Consider the following 13,019-nt stretch of genomic DNA (forward strand, 5'->3'; position numbering starts at 1 on the left):
GTTCCGCCCGCCGCGGCTGTCCCGCGTTCCGCGGTCAGGCGGCCTGTTCCGGTCCGGATCCGTCGTTGTGACGCGCCTGCTCGGTGTAGAAGCCGAGGTCGAAGCCGAGCGTGTCGCCCTGAACCTCGTTGCCGACGTCGAACGGCAGCTCCCACGAGAGCGCGACGCAGTGCATCACGCCGTCGCCGCGGAACGGATCGCGGGTCGCGTCGTCGGGCGCGTCGCCGAGTTCGTCGTGCGGCGTCGCGCGGTTCCCGTCGAGGGGAACGCCGGTGCCGTCGGCGAGCGCGTCGAGGACGTTGCCGAGCGTGTCCGCCATGATGACCTTCTCCTGTGCGGTCTGTGCCGCGAGGTTGCCGAACACGGTCGGAATGTTGAGGGGGTCGTCGACGTCGTTGAAGAACGCGGGATCGCCGCCGGCCCCGCCCGCGGGGCCGGCCATCGCCTGTAGCGTGCCGGCGCTGCCGTCGACGTTGATCGCGTAGACGTCGGTCGCCGGGGTCGGCGAGGCCGCCCGCGCGTCGTCCGCCGCGCCGGTCGGCGAGGAGAACTGGGTGCTCCCGGTGCCGTTGAACGACTCGCCGTCCGAGAGGACGATGTTGCGCTTGTCGGCCGCCGGACGGCCGTTCGCGGCGAGTTCATCTTGCGCGTCGTCGACGCCTTCACCGATGTAGGTGCCCGTCGCGATGCCGTTCGCGTTCGAGAACGGGTCCGGGTCGCCGTCGCCGTCGAACGGGGTGGAACCCGCGCCGCCGCTCACGACGTTCGCGAGCTTCTGTCGGAGCCCGGAGAGCGCCGAGTCGACCGCAGAGAGGTCGCTCGTCAGCGGCTGAACGATGCCGGTTCGCGGCTCGGTGTCGTCGCTTCCCTCGCCGTCGAAGTACGCCACGCCGACCTGCACGTCGGCGTTCTGCGACTGCAGGTAGTCGACGAACTGGCGAGTACCGAGCTCGACGAGGTCTATCTTCGTCGTCTCCGGGTACGTCGTTCCGTTGACCTGAATCGGGTCGGCGGTGACGAGGCCGCCGTACTGGTCGTACAGCATCGAGCCGGAGAAGTCGAGGGTGAGCATGATGTCGACCGGATCCGCGCCGTCGTAGACGTTGTCACAATCCTCGTCGTACCACAGCGTCGTCTCGATGGCGTCCGCGAGGTCCGCGGCGTTGTCCGCGTCGACGAGCGACTCGGGCTCCGTGAACGCGCCGCCGTCCTCGGTGACGTTGCCCGCCTGCATCCAGATGTAGCCGGGGTTGTCACAGAGGTGAAGCGAGAAAGTGATCTCGCCGGAGTCGCCGGGCTTCACGTCGGAGAACTGGACCAGCGTCTCCATCTCCTCGCCCGTGACCGGGTCGGTTCCGAAGTCGGCCGCAGAGAGCGGCGGGATGGTCTCGCAGTCGAGCACCGGGATGTTCGCGCCGTTGCTGTCCTCGTCGTCCACGTCCGGGAAGTCGCTGTACGTGAACACCTCGCCGTCTATCTCGACCGACTGCTCGCCGTCGCCGTCGTGGTCGGGATGCGCGCTGACGAACCGGTGACCCTCACCGAAGTCGTACGTCTGCTGCCAGTCGACGAGCAAGTCGAGCTGACCGGCAGTGAGCGTGTTGTCCTCGAACGTCTCCGTGTCGTTGAAGTACGCCGTGGTTCCCAGTCCCGCCCCCGCGGACGCGACGCCGACCGCGCCGAGGCCCGCTAGGAGCGTCCGCCGCGAGAGACCGACCGTGTCGATTGTTTCTTTGTCTGTCATGATTGGGAGTCCCCGAGGGGAGTCCCACCGGCGGGGTCGAACCGCCGTCCCGGCCGCCCGCGCGGGTCCGGTATGGGAGGTGGTCGTCTGCGTGTCAGCCGCGTGGCCGGTCAGCGCGTCACGCCGTCGGCGTCACTCGCTGAACTCGATCGCGTCGCTGCTGTCGTAGAAGTCCGGGCCAACCGCGGGGTCGGCGTTGACCTTCGCGATCGGCCCCTCGCCGCCCGTGCTCCCGTACGCGAGCACGCGGAACGTCGAGGATATCTCGCTGCGCGGGACAGAGACCACGATCGTGTTCCCGAACTTCGCCGCACCGAATCCGGCCGGGAGCGACTGCGCCGGGCCGTAGCTCCCACCGGTGTTCGGCTGGTATCCGAACGGGTCGTCGGGGAACGCGGCGTTCGGCTGCCAGATGACCTGCCAGTCGTGCGTGCCGTCCGCGTCCGCGTCGACCGCGACGGGGAGGTTCGTGCTGGGGTAGTCTCCGGTGTCGAGGAAGTCCACGCCGTCGCCGTCGTCGTCGAACGCGAAGCTCAGGACGGTCTGATTCTGGCCGAACGAGACGCTGGTGTAGACGTTACCCTCGGTGGGGTTCCCCAGAGTCTGGCCCTTCCAGTCGTTGTCGTACGCGGTGACGACGGTCTCGTCCACGCAGGGGTTGTGGGTCCCGTCGTTGTGGCGGGCCTGGACCGCGTAGAACTCGAAGTCGAACGCCACGGAGTCCGTCTGGATCTCGTTGCCGACCTCGACCGGTATCTCCCACTCGACGCAGACGCACTGCGCTGCGGTGTTCGGCGCATCGTCCACGAACGGTTCGGTGACGCCCTCGAACGCGGGGCGGTCCGCGAGCGGCGCGTCGGCGTCGCCGTCACCAGACAGCGGGACGCCGGCCTGCAACGCGAGCATGACCTCCGCTAGCGAGCCGGAGACGATCTCGTCGCCGACCACGTTTCCGCCCTCGCCGTCGTCGGTACAGTACGAGACGGTCACCTGCATCGCCTCGGCGATCTCGCCCGCGCCCTCGCCGGGGTCGCCGCCGGTCTCGTCGGCGTCCGTCTCGGGCTCCGTCTGACCGTTCTCGTCGTTCGCGGTCAGCTCGCCGCACATCCACATGTACGCGGGGTTGTCGACGACCGAGAAGCAGAACTCGCCCTCGCCGGAGTCGCCGGGCTTCAGGTCGGAGACCTGGATGCTGAGGGGTTCGCCGTCGCCGCCGCCCACGACGTTGCCGTCGATGAACGTCCCGGAGGGCGTGGAGTACTGCGCGTAGCTGCCCTGGTCTTCCGAGTAGTCGACGTGGACGAACAGGTCCAATTCGCCGGCGGTCAGCGTGTTGTCCTCGAACGTCTCCGTGTCGTTGAAGTACGCCGTGGTTCCCAGTCCCGCCCCCGCAGAGGCCACACCGACAGCCCCGAGTCCGACCAGCATCTTGCGCCGCGAGAGTCCGATTGTGTCGTCGTTCATTGTGTATCACCCCCAAGGGGGAGTCCCGCCGGCGGTCGCGAACCGCCGCGTCGGCCGCCCACGTCGGGTGCCGAACGGGGAGGAGAGCGAGTGATCGCTCGGGGTGGTTGGACAGCTCCAAAGAGCTAGTTCGAGCCGCTCACGTTGCCGGTGCCGTTGGGGGCGGGGCCGGGGCTGGTGCTGTTCGCCTCCGTCCCGTTGAACGCCACCTGCGGGTTGTCGTTGTGCCGCGACTGCTCGGCGTAGACGGCGAGGTCGAAGGCCACGGAGTCGGTCTGAATCTCGTTGCCGACCTCCGCCGGGAGCGTCCACTCGAAGCCGATGCACTGAGTGGTCGCGCCGGGGTACGGCTGGCGACCCTCGTCCTGGCGGTTGCCGTCGAGCGCGACGCCCTCGGACAGCTGTCCGAAGACCTCGCTCATCGTGCCCGAGGCGATCTTCTGTTCGCCCTCCAAGACGATCTGCGCGATCTCGGCGTAGACGGTGTCGAGGTCGGCCGGGTCGGGCGCGAAGAACGCGTCGTCAGGCGACGAGGAGATGTCCTCCACGAGGTCGGTGTCAACGCTGTTTCCGAGCCCGATTCCGAAGATGCGGATGCCGGCGTTCTTGGCGTCGTCAGCGGCGTCGCGCGCGTCTCCGACGTTCTCGAACCCGTCGGTCAAGACGATCATGACCTTCGACGCGCCGGGCGTCGCGTTCGTCCCGGTGAGGAGTTCGTCCTCCGCGACCGAGATCCCGCCCGCGACGTTGGTCTGGCCGCCCGCCGTGTAGTTGTTGATCGCGTTCTGGACGGACTGGTAGTTCGTCGTCAGTTCCTGGTCCAGCGCCGTCCCGGAGCTGAACGAGATCGCGGCGGCCTCGTCCGGCGAGGAGAGGTTACCGACGAAGCTTGTCGCGGCCGTCTTCAGCGCCGAGAGGTTCGAGCCGCTCATCGAGCCGGAGGTGTCGCTGACGAGGGCGACCTCCAGTTCCTGTTGTTGACCCGTGCCGGTGGGCTCGTACACGTTGTCGCAGTCCTCGTCGTACCAGACGCAGACCTCGATGAAGTCTGCGAGTTCGCCCATGCCATCACCGGGGTCGCCGCCGGTCTCGTCGACCGCCGCCTCTGGCTCGGACTGTCCGTTCTCCGCGTTCTCCGTGATCTCGCCCGCGAGGTAGAGGTACGCGGGGTTATCACAGATGTGAAGGCTGATCGTCACCTCGCCGGAGTCGCCGGGCTTCACGTCGTCGAGCGTGAACACTGGGATCCCGTCGCCGTTGACGAGGTACTCGTCCGCCTCGGGCGAACAGAAGTCGAAGTCGTCCTCCATGACGAGGTCTTCCCACGCCTGCATGTCCGCGGGGCTCGGGGTCTGGTCGAGCAGGTACCGCCCGTCGCCGAGGTCTTCGGCGTCCGGGTAGCCCATGTCGACGACGTCGTCCAGACGGCCGGGGCCGCCGAGGTACGTCGACTTGTAGTCGAGCTTCAAATCGAGTTCGCCCGCGGTGAGCGTGTTGCCCTCGAACGTCTCCGTGTCGTTGAAGTACGCCGTGGTTCCCAGTCCCGCGCCCGCGGAGGCCACGCCGACCGCGCCGAGGCCGGCGAGCAGCTTGCGCCGCGAGAGTCCGATCGTGTCGTTGGTGTCCGGTTTCATGGTATCACCCGACTCACGCCCGTTCCGCGCTCGGCCAGCGGAAGTCGGTTACTACCCCCTCTAGGGGATAGCTACCTAGTTACGCGCAGCCATGTCACAGTCAAACGAGGAATTCGACGAGTAGAACGCCTCAAGCGACGAATCGAATCGTCCGTTCGATCGCGTCAAACGAACCCTTCGAGGCGGTCACATGAACTCTTCGAGGCGGTTACACGACACCTTCAACCGACGGTCGGACGTGCCTACTCGCGGGGATCGGAGCCGCAGGGAGGTCATACTCGCGGGGGCGAAGTGGAACGGACGCCATACTCGCACTCGCCGAGGCGGTACGGACCGACTGCCGGGCGAGCGGCGCGTCGGATCGTCTCGCCGCGTTACTCGAACCGGGACCGCGCCGTCCCCGCCGGAGTCCACCGGTATCGCCGTCGAACGGCGGTCGAGACGGGAACTGGGAGACGCCGCGCCGCGCTCGGTGCGGGGGTAGCGAGCCCATACATATGCTCTCACCTCGCGCACGGGAAGGTGTACCAGTCGGGCACCGCGTCGCGGGCCCGACCCACCTCACCATGAAGTTCAGACACGACGTCCTCCCGGCCGAACAGGTGTACGCCATCCTCGCGAACGAGCGCCGCCGTCGCGCGCTCGAACAACTCACCGACGTCGGCGGCGTGGTGACGGTCCACGAGCTGTCGACGCTCGTCGCCGGCCGCGAGACCGGGGAGACGCCCCCGCCGACGCGGTGTCGTGAGAGCGTCTACACCTCCCTCGTCCAGACGCACCTCCCGAAGCTGGAGGCGCTCGGCGTGATCGAGTACGACCGCGAGACGCAGACAATAGAACTTTCGCGGCACGCGCGAGACGTGGGGCTCTACACCGAGATCGTCGCGCGCGGCGGCGTGACGTGGTCGGAGCTGTACCGCGCGCTCGGCACCGGCTCCCTGCTCGTTGTGCTCGCTGCACACCTCGACGCCCCCGGCGTGTCGGCGGTCGATCCGATGCTCTGGACGAGCCTCGCGCTCGGGCTGTTCGCCGCCGCCAGCGCGTATCAACTGTGGATCAACCGGTTCTCCGTGGTTCGTCACCTCCGGCGGTGAGAACCCTCGCCGAGAAGTGAGACGTGACGCCGGCGGTGAGAACGCTCGCCGGGAGTGAGACGTGACGCCGGCCGGTCAGTCGCGTTCGGCCGCGATCGACTCGGGGAGGTCCATCTCGAACAGCCGCGCGTCACAGCCGTGACAGCGAGCGGCGACGACATCACGGGAGGAACAGCAGGACTCGACGACGCGCTCTTCGAGCGCCACGTCTCCCGCGCAGGCGGGACACTCGTCGACGAACAGTCGGAGCGCGCCGAGGGCCGCGCTGCGAGCCCCGAGCGGGAGGGCGATCCAGTCGTCTCGGCTCGTCGCCAGCACGCGGTCGGCGGCGACGTCCGCACGGAACGCGGGTCGGGACTCCCAGCGGCCGATCACGGAGTCGTCGGCGAGGGCGACGCCGGATGCGCCGCGCCAGTCGAGCGACAGCGTCGCCTCGTCGAGCCCGGTGAGCGTCGACAGCGCCGCGAGGTCGTCGTCCGCGCGCGCCGCGGCGACCGCGCCCTCCCGGTCGAGGGCGTCCCGCCACGCGTCGGCGAACTCCGGCGCGAACGCGAGGTCGCTCCCGTCCGCCGTCTCCGCGAGGACGCCCGCGGACAGGAGATACGCTTCGGGATCGAAGCCGTCGGGGACGGCGGCCGATTCGGCGTGCCGGTCGGAGTCTTTCCCGAACAACGCGAGCGCCCACGACGGGAGGTAGCGCTTCGTGAGTTCCGGCGTCCCCGGGACGAGGTAGCCGCGGAGCCAGATCGCGACGAGCGATCCGGCGAGGACGACCGCGGCGAGCGCCGGCCCGAGCGAGGGCCCGACCGCGACGGCGATCACGGCGGCGAGCGCGGCGGCGATGCCGAGATTGACGATCGTACACGGGACACAGCGGTTCTCACCGGTGTACTCGGGGCGTCGAAGACGGCCAATCGTGTGTGAGGCAGTCATACAGAGAGGGAGGCGACACGCGGTCGTATGTATGGGCAGCCTACCGCGGACCGGACGTCGCGACAGCCGTCGGACGCGACTCCGAGGAGCCTGAGTCGGCGCTGTCGAATGGTCTGGAAAGATGACACACAGTTCCAGTACAGCCACAGAATAGACACGAGATAGCACTACACACGGGTTTCTGAGATGTATCTCTATGAGGGAAACTGATATGTTATATGGGGTAAACATCTCTGTGAGATACTGTGCCTGAGCTATGACATCACAACTCACGACCATCGAAAAGCCTCCCGTGACCGAGAGCGGAGAACCCTCCCGCGATGAGGTGTTCTCGGCGCTGAGCAATCGGCGGCGTCGGCACACGATCCGGTATCTGAAGCAGGTCGACGCCGAAGCGCGAGTCAGAGATATCGCCGAACAGATCGCCGCATGGGAAAACGAGGTCGAGATCCCGGCGGTGACGTACAAACAGCGCAAGCGCGTGTACACCGCGCTCCACCAGTCTCACCTCCCGAAGCTTGCGAAAAGCGGGTTCATCGAGTACGAGCCGGACAGGGGGCTCGCCTCGCTCACCGACGAGGGACGCGACCTGGACGTGTACCTCGAGATCGTCGGGCAAAACGAGATCCTCTGGGGCGAGTACTACCTCGGGCTCGGAGTCGTCTGCGGACTGTTGGCCGGCGCGGCGTGGATCGGGACCGTCCCGTTCGCGTGGCTGTCCGGCTACGCGTACGCGGGGCTGTTCGCGGCGCTGTTCGGTATCTCCGGGGCCGTCCACCGGACGGTGACGAGACGGAACCGGATCGGGTGATCGCGTGACGAAACGCCGAGTGACGCCGCGGCGGGGAGAGGGGCCAGCGAGGCGGAACGAGGAGTCGGCGAGGCGGGGCGAGGGGTCGGCGAGGCGGCGGGACAGCGCGCAGCCGACCGCCGAGTCGGCCGCCACCCGCAGGGTTTTACCCGCCCACGGCGGGAGTACGCTGTATGGCTACGGGGATCGTCGGGGAGTTCCTCGATCTCAAGGCGGAGACGGACGCAGACGTCCTCGCAATGCAGTGTGGCGACTTCTACGAGTTCTTCGCGGACGACGCGGAACTGGTCGCAGACGAGCTCGACTTGACCGTCTCACAGAAGTCTTCGCACGGCTCGTCGTACCCGATGGCGGGCGTGCCGCTCTCGGAGCTGACGCCGTACGTGAGCGCGCTCGTCGAGCGGGGCTACCGCGTCGCCGTCGCCGACCAGTACGAGACCGACGACGGGCACGCTCGCGAGATCACGCGGATCGTCACGCCCGGCACCATCTTGGAGACGACGGGCGACGACGCGCGATACCTCGCGGCGGTCGTGGGGGGCGACGACGACGGCGGCGGTGACGCGGTCGGGAGCACCGAGGGCCCCTACGGGCTCGCGCTGGCCGACGTCACCACCGGTCGGTTCCTCGTCACCGAGGTCGCCGACGCGGGCGACCTGCGGGCGGAGCTGTACCGGTTCGACCCCGCAGAGGTGTTACCCGGACCGGAGCTTCGGAACGACGACGACCTGCTCGCCGCGGTCCGCGAGGATCTGTCCGGGTCCGTCTCGCTTTTCGACGCCGAGGCGTTCGCGCCCGGTCGAGCGACCCACGCGGTCCGCGAGCAGTTCGGCCGCGAGACCGCAGACAGCGTGGGGATAGACTCCGAGTTGGCCCTGCGGGCGGCGGGCGCGGTGCTCGGCTACGTCGAGGAGACCGGCGCGGGCGTGCTGGCGTCGATGACGCGGCTCACCGCCTACGGCGACGACGACCACGTCGAGCTCGACGCAACCACCCAGCGCAACCTGGAGATCACGGAGACCATGCGCGGCGACGACGAGGGGACGCTGTTCGAGACCATAGACCAGACGGTCACCGCGGCCGGCGGCCGGCTGCTCCGTGAGTGGCTCACGCGACCGCGGCGCGACCGCGATACGCTAGAGCGGCGGCTCGACGCGGTCGAGTCGCTTGCGGCCGCGGCGCTGGCGCGCGACCGACTCCGCGAGACGCTCGGCGAGGCGGCCGATCTCGAACGGCTGGCCGCGCGGGCGACGAGCGGGAGCGCGGGGGCGCGCGAACTGCTCTCGGTCAGAGACACCCTCGCGTTGGTCCCCGCGCTCGCAGACGCGGTCTCCGGAGGCGACCTCGCCGACTCGCCGGTCGCGGCGGTCCTCGACGGGATCGACCGCGACCGCGCGGCCGAGTGGCGCGAGGAGCTTTCCGACGCGCTCGCCGACGACCCGCCGAAGACGACGACGCAGGGCGGGCTGATACGTGAAGGATACGATGCCGACCTCGATGAGCTGATCGCGAGCCACGAGGAGGCGAAAGGGTGGCTCGACACGCTCGCGGACCGCGAGAAGAAACAGTACGGGCTCACGCACGTCACCGTCGACCGCAACAAGACGGACGGCTACTACATTCAGGTCGGCAAGTCGGTCGCCGATCAGGTCCCCGAACACTACCGCGAGATCAAGACGCTGAAGAACTCGAAGCGGTTCGTCACCGACGAACTGGCCGAACGCGAGCGCGAGGTGCTCCGCGTGGAGGAGGCCCGCGGCGAGTTGGAGTACGAACTGTTCGAGGCCCTCCGCGAGCGGATCGCCGACGACAGCGAACTGCTGCAGGACGTTGGGCGAGCGATCGCCGAACTCGACGCGCTCGCCTCGCTCGCGACCCACGCGGCCGGCAACGACTGGACGCGCCCCGACCTGACAGACGATCGCCGCCTCGCGGTCGAGGCTGGCCGGCACCCGGTGGTCGAGCGGACGACGGACTTCGTGCCGAACGACCTCACGCTCGACGCCGACAGCGGGTTCCTCATCGTCACCGGGCCGAACATGAGCGGGAAGTCAACGTACATGCGGCAGGCCGCGCTGATCCAACTGCTCGCGCAGGCGGGGTCGTTCGTGCCCGCCCGCGCGGCTGAGGTCGGGCTCGTCGACGGGATCTACACCCGAGTCGGCGCGCTCGACGAACTAGCACAGGGACGGTCGACGTTCATGGTGGAGATGCAGGAGCTGTCGAACATCCTCCACTCGGCGACCGAGGATTCACTCGTGATATTGGACGAAGTCGGCCGCGGCACCGCCACCTACGACGGGATCTCGATCGCGTGGGCGGCGACCGAGTACCTGCACAACGAGGTCCGCGCCCGCACGCTCTTTGCCACGCACTACCACGAGCTGACCACGCTGGCCGATCACCTCCCGCGCGTCGCGAACGTGCACGTCGCCGTCGACGAGCGCGACGGCGACGTGACGTTCCTCCGCACCGTCCGCGACGGTCCGACGAACCGGTCGTACGGGGTCCACGTCGCGGACCTGGCCGGAGTTCCGGACCCGGTCGTCGAGCGGGCCGACGCGGTGCTCGACCGCCTCCGCGAGGAGAAGGCGATAGAGGCGAGAGGCGGGGGCGGCGACGGCGGGAGCCGGGATCCAGCAGAGACCGAACAGGTCGTCTTCGACCTCTCGTCCGGGTCGTTCGTCGGAGACGCGGAGAGCGATGCGCCGTCGGCGGACGGCACAGAGAACGGAACGGCAGCGGACGGCGAAGCGATGGGCGGCGAGACGGCGGCGGGTGGCGCGGTCGCCGCCGCGGCCGAGTCGGGGGATGATGGAGACGACACCGGGGGAATCGATCCGGAGACCGAGGCCGTGATCGAGGAGCTGAGCGACGTCGACGTCGCGGCAACCGCGCCGGTGGAGTTGCTCTCGCGGGTCCAAGAGTGGCAGGCGCGGCTCGACGACTCCGCGTGAGGGGGCGTCTGACGTAAGAACTAATGTCCGACCTCGTCGTGTGGTGTGTATGGGTATTATGAGCAAGATCCTCGGCGGCGGCGGGAACCGCTCCGTCGACGACTACGTCGAACTCGACCTCGACGACTTCGCCGAGGCGCACGCGGAAACGGGCATGCAGGTACACATCGCCGAGATCGGCGACCAGAGCGACATCATCCCGATCAAAGACGCCGTCTACGACGGGGACTTCGTCATCGCCGACATCACTCGCCACTCCACGTCGGACCGGACTATCGAACACATCATCGACGAGCTGCGACAGGTCGCCCAAGAGGTCGACGGCGACATCGTCCAGAAGGGCGACGACCAGATCGTCGTCACGCCGACCGGCGTCAATATCTCCCGCGAGAAGCTCTAGCGGCCGTCTGCACGGGTCGGTCCGTGCACGGTCGAACCGTGCATTATATGCCCGTCTCGCGCCCATTGACGAGCGAATGGACGAGCCGGTCCTGCTGACCGGTGCCGGGGGACGGGTGGGACAAGCCATCCTCGACGGCATCGGCGGCGAGTACGACTGGCGGCTCCTCGACCGGGAGCCGCTCCCGCGAGCGAAAGTGCCGGACGGCGTTACCGACGCCGACCTGTACGTCGCGGACATCACCGACGAGCGCGCGGTCGGGGAGGCGATGGCGGACGTCAACGCCGTGGTCCACCTCGCCGGCGACCCGCGGAAGACCGCCCCGTGGGACTCGGTGCTCCGGAACAACATCGACGGGACGCAGGTCGTGATGCGCGCCGCCGTCGACGCCGGCGTCGACCGCTTCGTGTTCGCCTCCTCGAACCACGCGGTCGGCGGCTACGAGACCGACGACCGGACCCCCGAGTTGTACCGCACGGACGACAACTACCGGCTCGACGGCACCGAACTGCCGCGGCCGGGGAACCTCTACGGCGTCTCGAAGGCGACCGGTGAGGCGCTCGGGCGGCTCTACCACGACGAACACGGGATGCGCGTCGTCTGCGTCCGCATCGGCAACCTCACCAAGGACCACCCGCCGCGGGAGTACGAGCGCGGACAGGCGATGTGGCTCTCACACCGCGACTGCGCGCACCTGTTCGATCGCTGCCTGCAGGCGGAGTACGGCTACGAGATCGTCTACGGAATCTCGGACAACGACCGCCGGTACTACTCCATCGAGCGCGCCCGCGAGGCGCTCGGCTACGACCCCGCCGATAACTCCGCGAACTACACCTTCGAGGGCGAGCCGAAAGACGGCAACGACGGCCGGAGCCGACCGATCGACGACACCGCCGCGGAACCCAACTTCCCCTCCGATCCGGACACGCCGACCGACGGGGCCTGATCGGGCGGCTGGAGGCTCAAAACAATCCCTCGACGTCTCGCCGTTTTCGCCGCTCGCGCTCGACGTGGTCCGCGAGCCGTGCGGCCACCTGCGGGCGCGACGACGGAGCACGGCAGAACGCGAAGAGCAGCTCCGCGATGGTCGTTCGTCCGGTCCCGCGTTCCTCGCGTGCGAGCCGCGCCGCCGCCTCGACGGTCGCCTCGCTGGCGGCGTCGACCGAGCCGGCAAGCGCGGGGGCGGCGAGCAGCGTCGCCGGAAGGTCGAGGTCGTCGAACGCCGGGACCGCACCGTCGACCCGAATTGCCGGAGGGCTCGCGCGTTCGATCACCTCCGGGTCGGCGGCGAGTCGCCGACACCAGTCGTGGACGGGGCCTGTGTCGATCTCGGCGGTCGCGTCGGCCGCACGCGCCGTGTCGAGGGTGTCGGGTGCGTCGACGTCGGCGTTGCCGTCAGGCCTACCGTCGAGCGCGCCGAGATACCGGACCGCGTTCGCCGCACAGCCGACCGCGCCGGACCAGTTTCGCGCCGTCGCGTGGTGCGTCGCCGCGGCGGCCGCGATCAGCCCGTGGAACAGCCGCTCGTCGGAACCGGAGTCGAGCGGGAGCCACGCCGCCTCCCACGGGTCGTGCGCCGCGAGGGTGTGACCCTCGTTGAACAGCGCAGCGCCCGCGGCGAGCGCGGCGTCGCGGTCGACGTCGGTGCAGGGGTCGACGCCACTGTGGCGGTCAGCCTCGGTGCGGCGGTCGACGTCACTGTGGCGATCGGTCACGGCGGGTCGTCCGCACTGCCGACGGATAAGCGCTGAGTCGGCGGCGAGCTCGCCGCATCAGGAGACCCGAACGAACGCCGACTTTTCGAGGCGATAGCCACCGGAACCGACGGTGCGACAGAAAACAGTTCCACCAGAATAGTGAATACACAACGACACCAGAGACAGATCGTGGATAAACACGCTAAGAACATGTATTTTACACGTATTGCCTCAACATCTGTCCAAAAAAGTGAACGAACATGGATTCGGCGAGATGCGTGACCG

The 13,019-nt window shown here is 68.5% G+C and carries 10 protein-coding genes; 5 read left to right on the forward strand and 5 right to left on the reverse strand.

Annotated features, from left to right (window positions below; all coding sequences use genetic code 11):
* Positions 1-34: 34 nt before the first annotated feature.
* From EP28_RS13375 to EP28_RS13385, 3 genes are all read right to left on the reverse strand, one after another.
* On the reverse strand, positions 35-1,744 hold the full coding sequence (locus EP28_RS13375) for a vWA domain-containing protein (protein WP_049984491.1): 1,710 nt from the start codon (positions 1,742-1,744) through the stop codon (positions 35-37).
* Positions 1,745-1,876: 132 nt separating this feature from the next.
* On the reverse strand, positions 1,877-3,208 hold the full coding sequence (locus EP28_RS13380) for a SipW-dependent-type signal peptide-containing protein (protein ID WP_049984492.1): 1,332 nt from the start codon (positions 3,206-3,208) through the stop codon (positions 1,877-1,879).
* 125 nt (positions 3,209-3,333) lie between these two features.
* Complete coding sequence (locus EP28_RS13385; protein WP_049984493.1) at positions 3,334-4,842, reverse strand: vWA domain-containing protein; 1,509 nt, start codon at positions 4,840-4,842, stop codon at positions 3,334-3,336.
* 566 nt (positions 4,843-5,408) lie between these two features.
* Between EP28_RS13385 and EP28_RS13390 the strand changes: the two genes are divergently transcribed.
* The gene (locus EP28_RS13390; protein WP_049984494.1) at positions 5,409-5,936 is read left to right on the forward strand and encodes a DUF7344 domain-containing protein; all 528 of its coding nucleotides are present in this window, start codon (positions 5,409-5,411) and stop codon (positions 5,934-5,936) included.
* A gap of 75 nt (positions 5,937-6,011) precedes the next feature.
* Here EP28_RS13390 and EP28_RS13395 read toward each other — a convergent pair whose 3' ends face one another.
* Complete coding sequence (locus EP28_RS13395) at positions 6,012-6,869, reverse strand: DUF8054 domain-containing protein (protein ID WP_049984495.1); 858 nt, start codon at positions 6,867-6,869, stop codon at positions 6,012-6,014.
* 256 nt (positions 6,870-7,125) lie between these two features.
* Between EP28_RS13395 and EP28_RS13400 the strand changes: the two genes are divergently transcribed.
* From EP28_RS13400 to azf, 4 genes are all read left to right on the forward strand, one after another.
* Entirely contained in the window at positions 7,126-7,680 is a 555-nt protein-coding gene (locus tag EP28_RS13400; RefSeq protein ID WP_049984496.1) for a DUF7344 domain-containing protein, read from the forward strand.
* Between the two features lie 173 nt (positions 7,681-7,853).
* A complete protein-coding gene (gene mutS / locus EP28_RS13405; RefSeq protein ID WP_049984497.1) occupies positions 7,854-10,637 on the forward strand; it encodes a DNA mismatch repair protein MutS in 2,784 nt (927 codons plus the stop codon).
* A 49-nt stretch (positions 10,638-10,686) separates the two neighbouring features.
* Positions 10,687-11,037 carry a cell division protein SepF gene (gene sepF, locus EP28_RS13410; protein ID WP_049984498.1) on the forward strand — a complete coding sequence of 117 codons (351 nt, stop codon included), beginning with the start codon at positions 10,687-10,689 and terminating at the stop codon, positions 11,035-11,037.
* 76 nt (positions 11,038-11,113) lie between these two features.
* The gene (gene azf / locus EP28_RS13415; RefSeq protein WP_049984499.1) at positions 11,114-11,983 is read left to right on the forward strand and encodes an NAD-dependent glucose-6-phosphate dehydrogenase Azf; all 870 of its coding nucleotides are present in this window, start codon (positions 11,114-11,116) and stop codon (positions 11,981-11,983) included.
* A gap of 16 nt (positions 11,984-11,999) precedes the next feature.
* Here the strand turns inward: azf and EP28_RS13420 are convergent, their stop codons facing one another.
* On the reverse strand, positions 12,000-12,752 hold the full coding sequence (locus tag EP28_RS13420; RefSeq protein WP_049984500.1) for a DUF309 domain-containing protein: 753 nt from the start codon (positions 12,750-12,752) through the stop codon (positions 12,000-12,002).
* Between the last annotated feature and the right edge of the window lie 267 nt (positions 12,753-13,019).

Origin of the sequence: Halorubrum sp. BV1, assembly GCF_000746205.1 — an archaeon.
Taxonomy (GTDB): domain Archaea; phylum Halobacteriota; class Halobacteria; order Halobacteriales; family Haloferacaceae; genus Halorubrum.